The sequence below is a fragment of the Veillonella parvula genome, from assembly GCF_032472435.1.
Lineage (GTDB): Bacteria > Bacillota > Negativicutes > Veillonellales > Veillonellaceae > Veillonella > Veillonella parvula_N.
The window spans coordinates 243,738-260,017 of record NZ_JAWEGM010000001.1 but is presented as its reverse complement, the minus strand read 5'-3'; the positions used below and the strand labels follow the sequence as shown (position 1 = coordinate 260,017).

20 protein-coding genes are annotated in these 16,280 nt (G+C 37.9%); all 20 read right to left on the bottom strand.

Annotated features, from left to right (window positions below):
• The 20 genes from pheS to eno all read right to left on the bottom strand — a co-directional run bounded on the left by pheS (window position 1) and on the right by eno (window position 16,201).
• Window positions 1-1,023: a phenylalanine--tRNA ligase subunit alpha gene (gene pheS, locus E7A03_RS01205; protein WP_004696116.1), complete on the bottom strand. Its 1,023-nt coding sequence runs from the start codon at window positions 1,021-1,023 to the stop codon at window positions 1-3.
• Window positions 1,024-1,059: 36 nt separating this feature from the next.
• Complete coding sequence (locus E7A03_RS01200) at window positions 1,060-1,524, bottom strand: PaaI family thioesterase (protein ID WP_004696117.1); 465 nt, start codon at window positions 1,522-1,524, stop codon at window positions 1,060-1,062.
• 225 nt (window positions 1,525-1,749) lie between these two features.
• Window positions 1,750-2,961 carry an ABC transporter permease gene (locus tag E7A03_RS01195; protein WP_004696120.1) on the bottom strand — a complete coding sequence of 404 codons (1,212 nt, stop codon included), beginning with the start codon at window positions 2,959-2,961 and terminating at the stop codon, window positions 1,750-1,752.
• Window positions 2,954-3,676 (bottom strand): ABC transporter ATP-binding protein, encoded by a 723-nt coding sequence (locus E7A03_RS01190; RefSeq protein ID WP_004696122.1) that lies wholly within the window; start codon window positions 3,674-3,676, stop codon window positions 2,954-2,956. Before E7A03_RS01190 ends, E7A03_RS01195 begins: the two co-directional genes overlap by 8 nt.
• Window positions 3,677-3,688: 12 nt before the next feature.
• On the bottom strand, window positions 3,689-4,771 hold the full coding sequence (locus tag E7A03_RS01185) for an efflux RND transporter periplasmic adaptor subunit (RefSeq protein ID WP_004696124.1): 1,083 nt from the start codon (window positions 4,769-4,771) through the stop codon (window positions 3,689-3,691).
• A 159-nt stretch (window positions 4,772-4,930) separates the two neighbouring features.
• On the bottom strand, window positions 4,931-5,845 hold the full coding sequence (locus E7A03_RS01180; RefSeq protein ID WP_060918893.1) for an ATP-dependent 6-phosphofructokinase: 915 nt from the start codon (window positions 5,843-5,845) through the stop codon (window positions 4,931-4,933).
• Window positions 5,817-6,659, bottom strand: a complete 843-nt coding sequence (locus tag E7A03_RS01175) for a shikimate kinase (RefSeq protein WP_060918894.1) — start codon at window positions 6,657-6,659, stop codon at window positions 5,817-5,819. Before E7A03_RS01175 ends, E7A03_RS01180 begins: the two co-directional genes overlap by 29 nt.
• A 119-nt stretch (window positions 6,660-6,778) precedes the next feature.
• On the bottom strand, window positions 6,779-7,186 hold the full coding sequence (locus E7A03_RS01170) for a hypothetical protein (RefSeq protein ID WP_042986426.1): 408 nt from the start codon (window positions 7,184-7,186) through the stop codon (window positions 6,779-6,781).
• Window positions 7,176-7,586: a fimbrial assembly protein gene (locus E7A03_RS01165; RefSeq protein WP_227065274.1), complete on the bottom strand. Its 411-nt coding sequence runs from the start codon at window positions 7,584-7,586 to the stop codon at window positions 7,176-7,178. Before E7A03_RS01165 ends, E7A03_RS01170 begins: the two co-directional genes overlap by 11 nt.
• A 169-nt stretch (window positions 7,587-7,755) precedes the next feature.
• A complete protein-coding gene (locus E7A03_RS01160; protein ID WP_004696134.1) occupies window positions 7,756-8,610 on the bottom strand; it encodes a hypothetical protein in 855 nt (284 codons plus the stop codon).
• Window positions 8,611-8,619: 9 nt separating this feature from the next.
• Complete coding sequence (locus E7A03_RS01155) at window positions 8,620-9,027, bottom strand: hypothetical protein (RefSeq protein ID WP_021148255.1); 408 nt, start codon at window positions 9,025-9,027, stop codon at window positions 8,620-8,622.
• Window positions 9,008-9,652, bottom strand: coding sequence for a hypothetical protein (locus tag E7A03_RS01150; protein WP_120054853.1), 645 nt, complete (start codon window positions 9,650-9,652; stop codon window positions 9,008-9,010). The genes E7A03_RS01155 and E7A03_RS01150 overlap by 20 nt, the downstream gene beginning before the upstream one ends.
• Window positions 9,649-9,969, bottom strand: coding sequence for a hypothetical protein (locus E7A03_RS01145; protein ID WP_229039575.1), 321 nt, complete (start codon window positions 9,967-9,969; stop codon window positions 9,649-9,651). Before E7A03_RS01145 ends, E7A03_RS01150 begins: the two co-directional genes overlap by 4 nt.
• 43 nt (window positions 9,970-10,012) lie before the next feature.
• Window positions 10,013-10,474 (bottom strand): hypothetical protein, encoded by a 462-nt coding sequence (locus E7A03_RS01140; RefSeq protein WP_024061885.1) that lies wholly within the window; start codon window positions 10,472-10,474, stop codon window positions 10,013-10,015.
• Entirely contained in the window at window positions 10,453-10,995 is a 543-nt protein-coding gene (locus E7A03_RS01135; protein ID WP_174892269.1) for a prepilin peptidase, read from the bottom strand. Before E7A03_RS01135 ends, E7A03_RS01140 begins: the two co-directional genes overlap by 22 nt.
• 53 nt (window positions 10,996-11,048) lie before the next feature.
• Complete coding sequence (locus E7A03_RS01130; protein WP_004697182.1) at window positions 11,049-11,495, bottom strand: competence type IV pilus major pilin ComGC; 447 nt, start codon at window positions 11,493-11,495, stop codon at window positions 11,049-11,051.
• A gap of 36 nt (window positions 11,496-11,531) precedes the next feature.
• On the bottom strand, window positions 11,532-12,707 hold the full coding sequence (locus E7A03_RS01125; protein ID WP_316073594.1) for a type II secretion system F family protein: 1,176 nt from the start codon (window positions 12,705-12,707) through the stop codon (window positions 11,532-11,534).
• 8 nt (window positions 12,708-12,715) lie between these two features.
• Entirely contained in the window at window positions 12,716-13,735 is a 1,020-nt protein-coding gene (locus E7A03_RS01120; RefSeq protein WP_008601186.1) for a type IV pilus twitching motility protein PilT, read from the bottom strand.
• The gene (locus tag E7A03_RS01115; protein ID WP_039964992.1) at window positions 13,719-14,729 is read right to left on the bottom strand and encodes a GspE/PulE family protein; all 1,011 of its coding nucleotides are present in this window, start codon (window positions 14,727-14,729) and stop codon (window positions 13,719-13,721) included. Before E7A03_RS01115 ends, E7A03_RS01120 begins: the two co-directional genes overlap by 17 nt.
• A gap of 188 nt (window positions 14,730-14,917) precedes the next feature.
• Window positions 14,918-16,201 (bottom strand): phosphopyruvate hydratase, encoded by a 1,284-nt coding sequence (eno, locus tag E7A03_RS01110; protein ID WP_008601191.1) that lies wholly within the window; start codon window positions 16,199-16,201, stop codon window positions 14,918-14,920.
• Between the last annotated feature and the right edge of the window lie 79 nt (window positions 16,202-16,280).

Genomic DNA, 16,280 nt, shown 5'->3' with positions numbered 1-16,280 from the left:
CTAAAATTGTTCCAAGAATCGTACATCATCTTCAAAGAATAGACGTAAATCGTTAATGCCATATAAAAGCATAGCAATACGTTCTACGCCCATGCCAAAGGCGAAGCCTTTAACCTTTTCAGGATCGTACCCATTAATACGCAATACATCGGGATGAACCATACCACAGCCCAAAATTTCAAGCCAGCCTGTATGAGAACATACGCGGCAACCTTCACCACCACACATTACACAAGAAATATCTACCTCTGCAGATGGTTCTGTGAATGGGAAGAAGCTTGTACGGAAACGTACCTTTGTGTCATCACCATACATGTGACGTAAGAAGGACTCTAATGTGCCTTTTAAGTCAGCAAATGTAATATGCTCATCGATGATGAGGCCTTCCACTTGATGGAATACAGGGGAATGAGTCGCATCATAGTCCCAACGGTAAACCTTACCAGGCGCAATCATACGGATTGGGCTATTAGGTTCATGACGTTGCATTGTACGAGCTTGTACTGGAGATGTATGCGTGCGCAATAAGAAGTTTTCTGTAATATAGAAGGAATCTTGCATATCACGTGCAGGATGATCTTTAGGCAAGTTTAAGCATTCAAAGTTATAGTAATCTTGCTCTACTTCTGGACCTTCTTCAACGGTATACCCCATTTTCATGAAGAAGTCTTCAATCATTTCATTAACCTTTGTTAATGGATGGATATGACCAGCTTTTTGTGCACGGCCAGGCAATGTAATATCGATGCGCTCTTTTTCTAAACGAGCATTTAACTCTGCAGTTTCCATACGAGCTTTAACTGTATCAATTTCAGCCTCTAACGCTTCACGAATAGCATTAACGAGGGCGCCAGCCTTCGGACGTTCTTCTGGAGATAATTTACCAAGACCTTTTAGTAAAGCCGTTACCTCGCCTTTTTTACCTAAATATTTAACACGTATATCTTGCAACGCTTGTTGATCAGCAGCGTCTTTGATGGCATCAAGGGCTTCTGCCTTAATACGTTGTAATTCTTGTTCCATTCAAGCATCCTCCTATTTGTAAAAGTCTAACTTATATTATACCAAATCAGGGTTGTCTTCTTCAATAAAACGCCATGGTAAATCAGGTAATGGCTTCTCTTCTAGTACAAAAAATGTACCCCGTGCCAAGTGAACAAGTTCACCTAATTCATTATAAATACGAGCGGTAGCAACCATAGTAGTTTTACCATTGTGCTCTACATTGGCTACACCACGCAATACAGCACCGCCTTTAACAGCTTTCACATAGTTACCATTAAGATCAATGGTGCTAACAGATTTTCCCAATGTAAAACAAGCAGTCCCCATCACACTATCTGCTAAGCCAATACATACGGCACCATGCAAATCCCCTCTAAAATTGCAGTAATCTGTTTCATTTGTTTGCAATGTCATTTCCGCATGACCTGGTTCCACTGCTGTAATCTCAGAATCTTTCACCCAAGAAAATGGGTTTTGATCTCGTAATTCGTTGAAATATTCTAACAATGTTGTAGCCATAAGGTTCTCCATTCTATATACATACCCATAGATTAACTAATCTAAATACTAATTCTATTACATTACCTGTATGAAAATCTTTATAGTTATATGTCAAAATTCAATACAAACATATAAAAATGGTGCGTTACATCATACATATTGTATCATGCAACGCACCATATGCGAATAACTCTATCTAATTATATGGTATGTTCTTAAGAAAACACATTTATAAATTCAAAACTATTCATAATGCAATGCATCGATTGGATTGAGCTTAGCCGCTTTACGGGCTGGGTATATACCAAAAATCAAACCAATAGCCATGGAAAAGGCAAAGGACATTATGATTGTTGGAACAGATACAATTGTACTCATTCCAGATACCATTCCGATTACTTTTGAGGCTCCTATACCGAAAGCAATACCAATAAAGCCCCCCATCAAACTGATTACAACGGCTTCTATTAAGAATTGCGTAACAATTACGCTATACGTAGCCCCCAAAGCTTTACGCACACCAATTTCTCGAGTCCGTTCCGTTACAGATACAAGCATGATGTTCATAATACCAATGCCACCTACAACTAGAGAAATCGCAGCAACAGCCCCCAGGAATAACGTAAATGTTCCCGTCGTCTGAGCCACTGTTTCCATAATAGATTTCATATTTTGAATATTGAAATCATCCAAATTTGTATCTTTAATATTATGACGAACACGCAACAAATTCTCTATATCTGCCTGCAAACGGTCAATGCCCCCATCATCCTTAGCCACAACATACACCCTGCGAAGATAGTCAATGCCCTCTACGCGCTCCATTGATGTTGTATATGGAATTAACACCGTATCGTCTTGGTCATTACCCATGGTTCCGTTCCCTTTACTTTTGAGAACACCAATGACACGGAATGGAATATTTTTAACACGGATTTCCTTGCCTACAGGATCTTCATCAGTAAACAAATTTTTTACTACCGTTTGTCCCACAACCGCTACACGTTCTCGGTTCTGAACATTTTTATCGGAGAAAAATCGACCAGATGTCATAGTCCAATTATTTACGTCCTGAAAGTTAGAATTAACCCCCGCAACAGATGTAGTCCAGTTTTTATTTTGATAAATCACCACATAAGAGCCATTTGTCATAGGACTGGCGGCTTTTACACCTTCTAACTTAGCAATAGCTTCATAGTCAGATATTTTCAACGATTTCATGGACCCCTGAGAAGATCTAGCACCTGGCGTCCGCGGCGCCCCTGGCAGAACTACCAACAAGTTAGAGCCTAAGCTAGAAATAGAATCCTCAATATCTTGCTTCACCCCATTACCGATAGATACCAAGGCAATAACAGCTGCTACACCGATAATGATACCTAACATGGTCAAAAGGGAGCGCAATTTATTAGCAATCAAGGAAGCCCATGCCATTAGAAAACTTTCTTTATACATTAGGCACCTCCTTTATAGGAGTCATATTAGAATTGATCGAATCCTCTACGATTATCCCATCTTTCAAGACTACATTACGACTCGCGTACGTAGCAATATCCGGTTCATGTGTAACTAGAAGAATCGTACGGCCTTCATCATGAAGGCCTCGAAAGATGTTCATAACGTCAATGGTTGACTTGGAGTCAAGATTCCCTGTCGGTTCATCAGCCATGATAATAGCAGGATTATTTGCCAATGCACGAGCAATCGCCACGCGTTGACGTTGCCCACCAGACAACTCGGATGGCAAATGGTCCATACGCTCGCCCAAGCCGACAGACTGTAATAATTGAGTGGCCCGTTCAATGCGCATCTTTTTATTTACACCGGCATAAATCATAGGAAGCGCTACATTTTCTAGGGCTGTCAATTTTGTCAACAAATTAAAGCTTTGAAATACAAAACCTATCTGTTTGTTACGTACATACGCAAGTTCATCATCAGATAAGGTAGCAACCTCGTCTCCATTGAGTCGATAAGAACCAGTTGTAGGTCGGTCCAAACATCCAAGAATATTCATAAAGGTTGATTTACCTGAGCCAGATGGTCCCATAATGGATACAAATTCACCCTTATTGACAACTAAATCAATGCCATGTAGAACAGGTACTGATAATTTGCCATTCACATAGGTTTTTGTAATTCCTTGTATGTCAATTACTGTTTGGTTCATAAGCACCTACCCTTAGAATGGTCCAGCTACATTATTTTTTGGTGCATTCACATCACCGCTTACGATAATTTCATCACCTTCAGATAAACCTTTTAAGATTTGAACATTAGTATCCCCAGTTACACCTGTAGAGACAGCGGTTCGTACTGGTTGACCATCTTTTATAACATATACATACTCACCTTGTTTGTCCGTACGTACAGCAGTAAGAGGAACTACCAATGTATTTTTAATATCTTCACCAAAGATTGTGGCACGAGCCGTCATAGTTGGTAAGAAATTACCTGCAATATTTTCAGGAATTTGAACCTTAACAGTATAGTACACAACGCTACTACTTGTTGTGCCCATATTACCTTTTGTACCTTTTGCAATTTCAGAAACGTAACCGGTGAAAGTTTCACCTGGCTTAGAATCTACAGTAAACTCTACCTTAGCACCTTGTTTGATATTGCCAATATCGGTTTCGTCTACAGTAAGATAAATCTCTAAATTTTTTAAATCTGCAATGGTAGCAATGATCATTTGTGTGGAAATACCAGTACTAATAGTTTGACCGGCTTTTAGCGGTGTACCAACAACAGTCCCAGACATTGGAGCTGTAATAGTAGCATCACTTAAATCTGCGGCAGCACGTTCATAAGTAGATTTAGCACGTTCATAAGATGTTACAGAATCATCATATGTTTGTTGTGCAATAGCATCTTGAGCCGCCAAGGATTTATAACGATTCATATCAAGTTCTGCTTTGGCTAACGCTGCACGAGCATCATCAACAGATGCTTGTAATTGACGTGTATCAATATAAGCGATAACTTGACCGGCCGTAACTTGATCATTCTCTTTAACTAAAACTTTTTCAAGTTTACCAGCAACATTTGTAGAAACATCTACATAATTTACAGGGTTAATAGTACCTGTGGCACTGATACTAGTTTTTACATCACCCTTTTCAACCTTGCCAGTAGTATATAACGTTTGTGCTTGATTTGCATTTAGACTATCCATGTAGTAATATGTGCCGCCACCAAGAACACAAAGAACAACAGCACCTGTTACTATACGTTTACGATGCTTTTGTAAGAACTCTTTCATTATGATCTCCTTTTTTTAAGATGAAGATATATTAAAAAGACATTTATTCTATATCAACACATATAGTATTTTTAAATTATACAGCACCAATTGCTTTTACGCAATATAATTTCATTAATGAATAAATTATGATATATAAAAAATGGCCCTTACGGGCCATTAACTACTCAATATTGACAATAATCTATAATCCTTCTCATCGATTGGAAATTCAAGACGTTCTGCCTCTTCATAAGATAGTGCACGGATATGACCATCTATATAACCTACTAATCGGTTAGCGACACCACTCATCAATAAATTAATACAGACTTCACTCATGCGAGCCGCTAAAATAGCATCAAATGCCGATGGACCACCGCCACGTTGTAAGTAGCCTAACACAGTTAGGCTAGGATCAAATTCTGTATGCTCCTTGATAAAAGCTTTCACCTCACCGCTGTTATAGGCACCTTCTGCAACGAGGATAACACTATATTCTTTACCCCGAATTTGTGTTTCCTTTAAATGACGACAAACCGCATGTAAAGGCATGGGATTTTCAGGAACCAAAACTATTTCTGCCCCACAAGCTAGGCCTGCCTTTAATGCAATATGTCCAGCTTTGCGCCCCATAACCTCCACAATAGCTACACGTTCATGGGAGTTTGATGTATCACGAATACGCCCAACCGCATCAACTACCGTATTAAGAGCCGTATCATAGCCTATCGTATATTGTGTACCACCCATGTCATTATCTATCGTACATGGAATGGTCATAGTAGACATACCAAGTTTAGATAAACTTGTAGCACCACGCATGGAGCCATCACCACCGATAACAACCAAATGGTCAATGTCATAAGTTTTCAAAATTTCATAAGCTTTGCGTTGAATTTCTTCATTCTGAAATTCTGGAAAGCGTGCCGTTTTCAGCATCGTACCACCTTGTGTTATGATGCCACCAACGTCTCGATTCGATAAGGGAAATATCTTTTCCTCAATGATACCTAAATAGCCACGTTCAATACCAAATATTTCAAAACCTTCATGTATAGCTTTTCTAGTTAGCGCTCTTATGGCGGCGTTCATTCCAGGTGCGTCTCCGCCGCTTGTTAGTATTGCGATTCTTCTCATATCCATTACCCCCTTGTGGTGTACGTTGTTTGGATATACTATGTGCCTTACCTTTTTTATTCGTTTGATTAGAAGTCTTTTGTTTATACCGTTTATCATAACGAATTTTATTAGACATTGCTCTTTTTGATACTGCTTCAGAAATCTCTTTTTTCCTACTTTGTTGATTATTAAATTGTATATCTTCAGATGCTTCTTTAGCATCTACATCGTTTATATCATTGGGTTGACGTCTTGCTTTAAATTGCACATCTGAGGCATCTAATTCATCCTCAATACGCTGTATAAAATCATAGGTCCGGCCATTTGTTGTATCTAGTACAAAATCGCACTGCTTATACACGGGCTTCCACGATTGTATCATAGCATGTACAAAGGCATTCACATTACTATAGTCCATGGTAGGCCGTTTCCCAACACGGCGATTCACGCGACTGACAATACGGAATTGTGCAGCTCGGATACCAATAATATAGGAATATTTTTTTAATACCTTTAAGGTGCGATGTTCAATAGGAAAATTCCCACCCACAGAAATCACTGCTTCATGGTATAAGCAAACCTTTTTTAGTACATCCATTTCGGCGCGGCGGAATGCTTTTTCTCCTATCTTTTTAAAAATCTCAGCAATGGGCAACCCAAAACGACTTTCTAATACGCGATCGGTATCTACAAATTGCCAACCCTTGCGTTCTGCAAGGTTCCGTCCAAAGTGACTTTTGCCACTTCCCATAGAACCGATGAGCATAATATTCCGTTTTATTATCATCTATTATGTGCCCCTTATCATTACATATCCTTCATTGTACTATAAAATGGTCCAAAAACAAAGACAGACTATAGACATAAAATCTATAATCTGTCTCTATACAGTACACCCGATTTTCATTAAGGTTTTATAATCGATTTAATTGCACAATGCACATAAACTACATTACCTTTACGTTCTATATCTTCTATTTCTATACGGCGTGAAGGATCCTTTTCTTCAACAGTATTTATCCAGTTAATCATACGCTCTGTACTACCTAATACTGTTAATTCTAGTATACCTTCATGCTCATCAGTACTGACAATCATTAATGGTTCTCCTTGCAAGGAATCAAAAATATTTGTATTAGAACTCGTATTAGATGTCTTGTTCCGTGTAAAAGATTCTAATAGTTTTGCTTCATTAGACACTATATAATCTGACTCAGCATTCATTTGTATATTATAATTATCTTGTTGATTTTTTAAGCTATTATTTTTGTCTTCAAAATAAATATGCCCATACATAGAAAGGCTAATGAGCATCCCCCACAACACTAGGCCCGTTAATATTCTCTCGACCTGATACGTTGTGCTCTCTTTTAGATCCGTCCATATGGAATGTATAAACACCTTTATCTGCTTTAACTGTTCCATGACACTCCATCCCTAGTAATTTTTGTTGGAGAATAGCAATAAATTTACGACACATTTCGTCACTCGTACCTATACCATCTATACTGATACGCCCATCCTTAATGCTAAGATGCTGTAGACTAATATGTTCTGACATAGCGGCATCAAGAATATAAAGGACCATTGTATTGGGTAATATATCTGTTTGATTCTTAAGGATTTTATTCTTTATTATTTTATTTCTTATTTCCATTAATTCACCATATTGTTGATGTATTTCTTGATACTGAGCATTTGCTTGCAATCGCACAAAGTCTATCTTTCGATTTTCATAGCTACGATAGCTTGACCAACAACTATATATAGTAACAAGCCCTACTATAATGTATATAAGACTTATCCCATAAAGAAGGTATCGATAGGTATGCCATAAACTATGCCATCGTAACGAGCGAGGCATTAAATTAATACATCTGTCCTTACCAGCCCAATCCAATCCATTTAAGCCCCCTTGCTGCCATACCGATAGCCATGTCCCAATCTAATTGTCCTTGCTTGCAACGATTACGACCACGACCTAAAAATAATAATGGAATATATTCAGTTTCTCCATACATGGAAATTATACCTTCCATATCTGTCCGTTCTTCATTTGTTATAGATTCTAACCCATACATCCGAATTCCCTGTATCTCATCTATACCAAAGTCTTGTAATCTCACTTCTAACTTATCCATAGCTTCAGCTACATCGCTACTAGTAATAGGTACAATACACTCTTGAATGCATATATCATTCCACCAAAGCCATAAATGCATGGCGCCTTCTTCCACAACACCTGTTACAGTACCGCTGCGCCGCATCAAGCAATAACAAATAGGAATAGGCCAAAAATCAATAACATCAACGGGTGCATAAGTATCTCGTATACCTTGCTTCAAAAGCTCTAGTGAATGCCGATCTACAGCCACCATAAACATATGATAATTGTGTCGTGGATATTCCCGGCGACAAGCATCCATTTGGAAACTATCCCCCTCAAAACTAAAGTAGTCCTCTATATTCCACTTTATAAACTCCTTCATATCAAAATCATGAGGATCATAAGGTGCTACATGCATTTGTGTATCAATATTAGCAACAATACTATAAGCCCCTTCATCTAAATCATACGTTTCTATAAATTTTGTAACGTCTTCATCAATAGGTCCTGTACGCTTCATTTCTAACGCATCAGTAATGACCATTGTTTTATTTTCTATATGAGCGGTAACACATACAATATGTTCATCAGTTATACATACTCCAGAATGTATTCTCTTTTTTCGTTTCATAGAATCACCTCAATAAGGTTTTACCTTTATAACATGCATATGTTTTTCTTTATCTACGGTCACATACATATGTACACGACTCACGATTTCACTATTTTTCAATTTTCCATAACTCATAATATGTCGCGGATTATCTGTTGATTGGTCTGCTTCAATAGTAATCTCTACATTTTCATCATCTATCACAACTAATTTATTTTGAAAGTCCCATACATTTCCTAATTTACAATAGCCCACAAACCAATGAACACCTTTCTGTGCCGCATAATGAGCCTCTTCCAAATGCAATTCGTCTACCACATTACTTTCACATATTTGTCCTATACGCAGCCCCATAAAAGCTAATAATAATAAAAAGGACATTGTAAGTATCGCTATATATGTAATAAAGCCCGCGTTATGGGCTCCTACGTTCATAACCTGTCTCCTCTTTACTTGTATACCAATCATAAATAGTACTCTGTCCAATAGAGACCTCATATATGGATAATCCTCCATAACCACTTGTGTATTTTCTATCATTAACAAAACGATTATTAATATACCAACGTAAATACACGGTCCCATTAGTATCTACACTAAAAGGGTATTCTTGGGTATAGCCCACATTTCTTTTATCTGTAGTTCCTACAATTCGACTACCACTGACAGGTTGCAAGCTACCATCCGTTAATTTTCTGTATAATGCATGACGTTGTACAGTTAAGGTTGTGCGCTTTGTATCGTGAATATATAAACTTGTATTACGATCTTCTACAGTAACCTTCACAGGATTCCATATCATATGAGCCACAACCATACGCCGTGTATATCGACCATCCTCCATCATAGCTACACTATCAAGTAATTTAGCATCCCACATAACTGCATAGAATACGATACCTAACAATAAGGTAAGGACTATGATAGAAATCATCATACTAATAAGCGTAGAATACAAAATAAAACCCATATCATTTCTATTTTTATTTCTATCTGTTATGGGATTCTGCTTGTATTCTTTATTCTTCCCAATTACCGTTTCTATATCCTCGCCCTTCAATGTATCCCCTCCAAATCAACTGATAGAGAATAGACAACAGATTGATTGTCGATGGCATCTACTGTTAATCGTTGTAAAGATACACCTTCTATCACTACAGGCTTTATATGTATTTTATAGGTAATTTTTTCACTGGGACTCATTGTAAATTGAGAATTATATACACCAGTTTCTATTGCTCCATTCTTATAATAAGAAGCTTTAGCCACTTCTAAATACGTTATGGTATCTTGCAATATATGATCCCAATAATACGCCCTATATACCGTAAGAGTAGCCATCCAAAAAATAGATAATACAACCGGTAAAATGAACATGATTATAGCGGCTGATATTAAAGCGTCACCATACATAAATCCTTCAGTGCACTTCTTCCCATCTAATTCGCCCCGTTTGTACAGATATCCATATACGATTTTTCTCACCACTTTCACGATCTTTCAAAATAATTTCTGTCCCATCATAGGGTAAGCCCAAGGCTGAAAAAGAAATAATTGTCATAGACCGTTCATTCTCAATATTTTGCGGTAATGATATGTTTACCGTATGATGATTAACATCTTCCTCTAAGGTATAACTGTCCTTATTTAAAATAAAAAGCATTCTCCCTTTACCATTAGATTTATGCCCTAACATAGACCACAGTTGAACTTTCTTGAGCATATACGCCACCTCTTGCGTAGCACCATTTAAAGTATAACGACTAGGTGTTGTCACAATAGGTAAGGCAATAGAAATGAGCAATAAGATTAAACCAATAGTAATAATCCATTCCGCCAATAAAGATCCACTTTGACGATTTATAAGTTGCACCTTAACCATTGATAAAGCACCTCCATATAGGAACCACCATGTAAGGCACACCATCCGCCAAAGCATAGAAAGGGACCAAATGGGATATATCGATTACGATAACCGGCGAGTAAGAGATAGAGAGAACCAACACAAAAAGTTACGTAAAAGAAACATATAATTTCCCATGGAGTGAGCCATATTGCAATAGCAGAAAACCATTTAATATCGCCTATGCCAAAGCCTTTATGGCTAATCAAACGAAGTCCATATGTAATAGCACCTACGCTGATAACACTTAATAAGGTTACTAACATAGATTGATCATTTATATAGCTATATATAATGCCACCTATTACAAGAACTAATGCCCCTTCATCAGGCAATATATAGTAATGCATATCGATGGTAGCACCTGCTATGATGATGAGTGAAAACACAGCATACAAAGCAATGTGAGTATAAGATATTGCTTTTGATGAAACTATAACAGGTAGCAATATAGATGCTATATATACAAAAAGTCCTATCACATAATTGGTCCCTTTCATACCTTGTCCTTTCATATAACTAACGTATGTAATTCATAATCTATACAAGTTAATTAAGGCTCATTAGGTGCTTTAACAACAACAGATTTTGAAGTCCCACCACTGACAACTTCATAAGTAATAGTGTATTCTTTTCCTTTTGCAGTCTTAACATGTTCAGTAAGATATCCTTCCTTATATAGATTTTCTACTGTTGGAGGTGTATCGACATTTTTGTCAATCATATACAATTGAGTAGCATTTTTTATAATTTGAATATCTGCTGTTTCTTTAGCGTTTCTAGCTTTATCCGCAGCAGATAAGAATTGTGGCATCGCAATAGCCGCTAATATAGCGATAACCGCTACTACAACCATTAACTCAACAAGAGTAAATCCGCCTTTTCTCGATTTTTTAAACCCTTCTCGAACACGAGAAATATGTAGTCGATCTACGACCCATTGACCGCACATTTCTAATCGATGATTCACTCCATGAATCATATGCATAACAGACTTCATAATATTCTCCTTTTAATAGTTAAGTAATAACATTGTCTATTGCCCTCCTAAGTTGGCAATGGACGTAAATAAGGGGTACATAACAGATACAACTAATACGGCTACACCGATTCCCATTATGGTTAGTAAAATTGGTTCCAATAATCGTTCTAAACGAGCAATATATTTTGAAAGTATAGATTCATAGTAGTAGCCACAGTGGTTTAACATTTTTACTAATTCACCACTCTCTTCTCCAATGGACACCATTTGCCATATAAAAGCATTTCCTATCTGACCACTACGTAAACTTTCTTCCAGTGAGTGTCCTGATAATAATCTTGCTTCCACTTGTTTACTACATTCAACACCATATATATTCCCCCACAAAGGGCGAGTAATATTCATGGTTTGAATGATAGAAATACCAGAATCTAGTAAGAGAGCCCAAACTTTTAAAATACTTGTATAATACACACAAGTACTCCATTGGTATCGGTGAGCCAACAGCCAAAGCCAACGATGTACTTTACACTTTATACTATGCTGTTTATAAGCAAATGCTAAGGAACCTATTACAACACAATGTATAGCTATTACCATTAGAGGATGCGATTTTAACCCTTGTCCTAATGCAAAAAGAGCTCGCGTCATCAAAGGTAATGTAATATGCATAGTGGTAAATACCTGTTCAAACGAAGGAATAATAAACAAAATGGTAACTAGAAAAAATATATTCATCATTAAAAGAAGAAATAAAGGGTAGGAAATAGCACTCATAACCTTTTGTTTCAGCTGCCTCTCCCAATCATAGTGGCGGGATATATATTGTAAACTCTCACCCAAAGTGCCCGCTGCTTCACCACTTTCTAGTAAAGCCAAAGCAATAGGAGGACATCCTTCACTTCGTAAAGCCTGTGATAAAGTCTGACCACGCTCTATAGATTCATATAAAGCTGTATAGAGTAGTACTCGTTTCCCCTGGCAGAGCAACTGTAAGGCTCGCCGTAATGGAACACCAGATTCAATGAGTAGACCTAATTGATAAGTCACATCTACCACCATAGTATGATTCCATTTATGTTTCTTTCTTTCATCCTGCAACGATATTCTATAAATTCTATAACCATCTCGTTTTAACCGTATTGCAATTTCTTGTTCTGAATCCCCCCACATCAAACCTTTTTCTGTTTCATTTTGATTATTTTTTACGACATATTCATAAGCCTCCATATATTCACCTACGATAATTGTTGATCAAGCAAGGTATGCAATTGTTGTTGGGCTCCATATTGTGCCTTTACATCTCGCACAGCCATTTCTAATGTTTTCATCGGTAGTTGCGTTTCTTGAATAGATATGATTTGTGGTTCCTTACGGGTCCGTATCAAATTTGCTACTGCATGGGTATTTAGCAAAATATCACGAATAGTAATGAACTTTTTATTCCATCGAAGTAAACGCTGACATATAACGGCCCGTAACACTTGAGATATTTGATTGCGTATCTCTTCTTGTTGCTCCCCAGGAAATAGAGAAATCATGCGGTGAACCGCCATCACTGCACGCTGTGTATGCATAGTTGCCATTACAAGGTGACCAGTCTCTGCCGCATGAAGTGCCGCTTCAAGGGTTTCTCGATCTCGAAGTTCGCCTACCATAATGACATCCGGATCCTCTCGTAAAGCATCTCGAATACCATCTGACATAGTATTAATATCAGCACCTAATTGTCGTTGATGGATCAAAGACTTCTTAGGTGCAAACTCAAATTCAATGGGGTCCTCTAAGGTAATAATGTGGCGCTCCATAGTCTGATTAATATAATCAATACAACAAGCTAAGGTAAAACTTTTACCACTGCCAGTAGGACCACAAACAAGCAATAGACCATCATGTGCTTCGCATAGCTTTTGTAATAACTGACCTTCACTGTTATCATCTAATTTGAGTTGTTGATGACAGAGCAATCGCAATGTACCACATATGGTCTGATTAGCTCGATATAGATGAACACGAATACGCACACCACAACAGGAACAAGCCTCATCAAGAGACTGCCATTCATAGGATGCTATACCGCAACGGCGCAATATATCCTCGATTAATTCTGTAGTACACATAAATGAAGTAGCCTTTAATCCATCACCATGTCGCAAATAGATAGGCTGACCACATTGTAGATGAATATCTGTTGATGATAGTTGTATTGCATTTTCTACAATAGTTTCTAAACTTTCACGTTTACAGCATGAGTCCACAACGATGCACCTCCTCTATAGATGTAACATGCTGAGATACGGCCTTACGAGCAGACTCTTCTAATGACAATAATAAATGTGTTTCCAATTCGTCCCAATGAACCGAATTAGCTGGTATTTCTAAGTATTCAAATAGAGCAGTCCGTCCCTGATATGATGTACCATCAAATTTTCGTACTAGCCGTTGTGCAATAGCCCCCATTAAAGTAGCCCGTATTAAGTACGGCTCTACGCCCATATCCATGAGTCGCGTTACAACGCCTATAGCTGTATTGGTATGTATAGTAGATAATACGCGATGCCCCGTTAAAGCAGACTTAACGGCTAACTCTGCGGTCTCCTTATCCCTAATTTCACCAATCATAATCGTATCTGGATCTTGCCGTAATACAGAGCGAAGACCTTTGGCAAAGGTAAATCCAATCTTTTCATTAATACCAATTTGTATAGCCCCTTTAATTTCAGCTTCTACAGGATCTTCAAGACAGATAAGCTTAGTTTCGTCTAAATTTAACATGCGAAGCATGGCATATAAAGTAGCTGTCTTACCACTGCCTGTAGGTCCACAGATAAGTAATAATCCATAAGGACGTTTTAATAATTGTTCAATGTGCTCAAAGATATCCAGCTGCATGCCTAATTCTTTTAAGTCTTTATGACTCCCTTCATTTCCCATAAGGCGACATACTAAGGTTTCTCCGTATAGGCTAGGCAATGTAGATACACGCATCGTTACAGACTTATTTTTATGACTCCAAGACCAACGCCCATCTTGTGGTAAACGCTTCTCGCTAATATCTAGAGAGCTACAAACCTTAATACGGTTGATAATGAGTTCAGCTTCTTCAAATGATACAGTCATGTAATGTTGCAGCAGTCCATCTTGTCGCAACCGAACATGAGCACCACTTTCAACGGGATCAAAGTGGATATCACTTACATGGTGTTCTAAAGCATACAAGATAATATCGTCTAATGTTACGTCTACATACATGGTCACCTCCAATACCTTGCGGTATGTTTTTACCTCACACTAGCGTATGGCGTTATAGGTTTCGACATCAGCCTCTAAATCCCTCTTTTATTTTTAAAAATCCACGAAGCGAAAACTTTTCTTTTTTTAGACATACAAAAAAGGCGCCCCAAAGGGCGCCCTTATTGGACTATTAGATATAACGTATCTTATTTTAAGTTATAAAAAACGTCATTACCTTTATATTGAGCTGTTTCGTATAACATTTCTTCAATGCGAAGTAATTGATTATATTTTGCTACACGTTCAGAACGAGCCGGTGCACCAGTCTTAATTTGACCAGCATTTACAGCTACAGCAATATCAGCAATGAATGTATCTTCAGTTTCACCAGAGCGGTGAGATACTACGCAAGTGTAACCAGCACGTTTAGCAAGTTCCATAGCATCGAAAGCTTCAGTGAGAGTACCGATTTGGTTAACTTTTACAAGAATGGAATTACCTACACCAAGCTCAATACCACGAGCCAAACGTTTTGTGTTAGTTACAAATAAATCATCACCAACAAGTTGTACGCGGTCACCAAGGCGGTCTGTCAACAATTTCCAGCCTTCCCAATCTTCTTCTGCAAGGCCATCTTCGATGGATATGATTGGATATTTGCCTACTAGGTATTCGTAAAAATCTACCATTTCAGCTGCTGTTTTAACTTTACCTTCCCCAGCAAGGTTATATTTACCACCTTCGTAGAATTCAGAAGATGCAGAATCAAGTGCCAATTTGAAATCTTTTCCTGGTTCATAACCAGCAGCTTTAATAGCTTCACAGATTACTTCTAATGCTTCTTCATTAGATGATAAGTTAGGTGCGAAACCACCTTCATCACCTACTGCAGTACTAAGACCTTTATTGTGAAGTACGGATTTCAAAGTATGGTATACTTCTGCACAGCTACGAAGAGCTTCTGCAAAAGATTTAGCGCCTACAGGCATGATCATAAATTCTTGAATGTCTACGTTATTATCAGCATGTGCGCCACCGTTCAAGATATTCATCATAGGAACTGGCAACTCTTTTGCATTAAAGCCACCAAGGTATACAAATAATGGCAAGTCCAAAGATTCAGCTGCAGCACGAGCTACTGCCATGGATACACCAAGGATTGCATTTGCACCAAGGTTAGATTTATTATCGGTACCATCCAATTGCAACATTAAGTTATCGATTGCCACTTGTTCTGTCGCATCATAACCGATAAGTGCAGGACCGATTTTAGCATTTACATTATCGATAGCTTTTAAAACACCTTTACCGGAATAACGGGATTTATCTCCATCCCGTAATTCTACGGCTTCAAACATACCTGTGGAAGCACCAGATGGAACTGCTGCTGTAGCAATAGTACCATCTTCTAAACATACTTCAACTTCAACTGTTGGATTACCGCGGGAATCTAAAATCTCTCTTGCAATGACTTGTTCAATTACTGCCATTTCTTCACCTCATATAATCTAATGGAATAACTGCCATCTGACAGCCATTATATATATTGAGCTAAACCTTATAGGCTTA

Excerpts from the sequence above, each read along its gene's own strand:
- E7A03_RS01195 (WP_004696120.1), bottom strand. The coding sequence starts at position 2,961 with ATGTATAAAGAAAGTTTTCTAATGGCATGGGCTTCCTTGATTGCTAAT.
- E7A03_RS01200 (WP_004696117.1), bottom strand. The coding sequence starts at position 1,524 with ATGGCTACAACATTGTTAGAATATTTCAACGAATTACGAGATCAAAAC.
- E7A03_RS01115 (WP_039964992.1), bottom strand. The coding sequence starts at position 14,729 with ATGTATGTAGACGTAACATTAGACGATATTATCTTGTATGCTTTAGAA.
- E7A03_RS01180 (WP_060918893.1), bottom strand. The coding sequence starts at position 5,845 with ATGAACGCCGCCATAAGAGCGCTAACTAGAAAAGCTATACATGAAGGT.
- E7A03_RS01140 (WP_024061885.1), bottom strand. The coding sequence starts at position 10,474 with ATGGTTAAGGTGCAACTTATAAATCGTCAAAGTGGATCTTTATTGGCG.
- E7A03_RS01160 (WP_004696134.1), bottom strand. The coding sequence starts at position 8,610 with ATGAAACGAAAAAAGAGAATACATTCTGGAGTATGTATAACTGATGAA.
- E7A03_RS01170 (WP_042986426.1), bottom strand. The coding sequence starts at position 7,186 with ATGCTCATTAGCCTTTCTATGTATGGGCATATTTATTTTGAAGACAAA.
- pheS (WP_004696116.1), bottom strand. The coding sequence starts at position 1,023 with ATGGAACAAGAATTACAACGTATTAAGGCAGAAGCCCTTGATGCCATC.
- E7A03_RS01135 (WP_174892269.1), bottom strand. The coding sequence starts at position 10,995 with ATGAAAGGGACCAATTATGTGATAGGACTTTTTGTATATATAGCATCT.
- E7A03_RS01155 (WP_021148255.1), bottom strand. The coding sequence starts at position 9,027 with ATGAACGTAGGAGCCCATAACGCGGGCTTTATTACATATATAGCGATA.
- E7A03_RS01125 (WP_316073594.1), bottom strand. The coding sequence starts at position 12,707 with ATGGAGGCTTATGAATATGTCGTAAAAAATAATCAAAATGAAACAGAA.
- E7A03_RS01185 (WP_004696124.1), bottom strand. The coding sequence starts at position 4,771 with ATGAAAGAGTTCTTACAAAAGCATCGTAAACGTATAGTAACAGGTGCT.
- E7A03_RS01175 (WP_060918894.1), bottom strand. The coding sequence starts at position 6,659 with ATGATAATAAAACGGAATATTATGCTCATCGGTTCTATGGGAAGTGGC.
- eno (WP_008601191.1), bottom strand. The coding sequence starts at position 16,201 with ATGGCAGTAATTGAACAAGTCATTGCAAGAGAGATTTTAGATTCCCGC.
- E7A03_RS01130 (WP_004697182.1), bottom strand. The coding sequence starts at position 11,495 with ATGAAGTCTGTTATGCATATGATTCATGGAGTGAATCATCGATTAGAA.
- E7A03_RS01145 (WP_229039575.1), bottom strand. The coding sequence starts at position 9,969 with ATGTTCATTTTACCGGTTGTATTATCTATTTTTTGGATGGCTACTCTT.
- E7A03_RS01190 (WP_004696122.1), bottom strand. The coding sequence starts at position 3,676 with ATGAACCAAACAGTAATTGACATACAAGGAATTACAAAAACCTATGTG.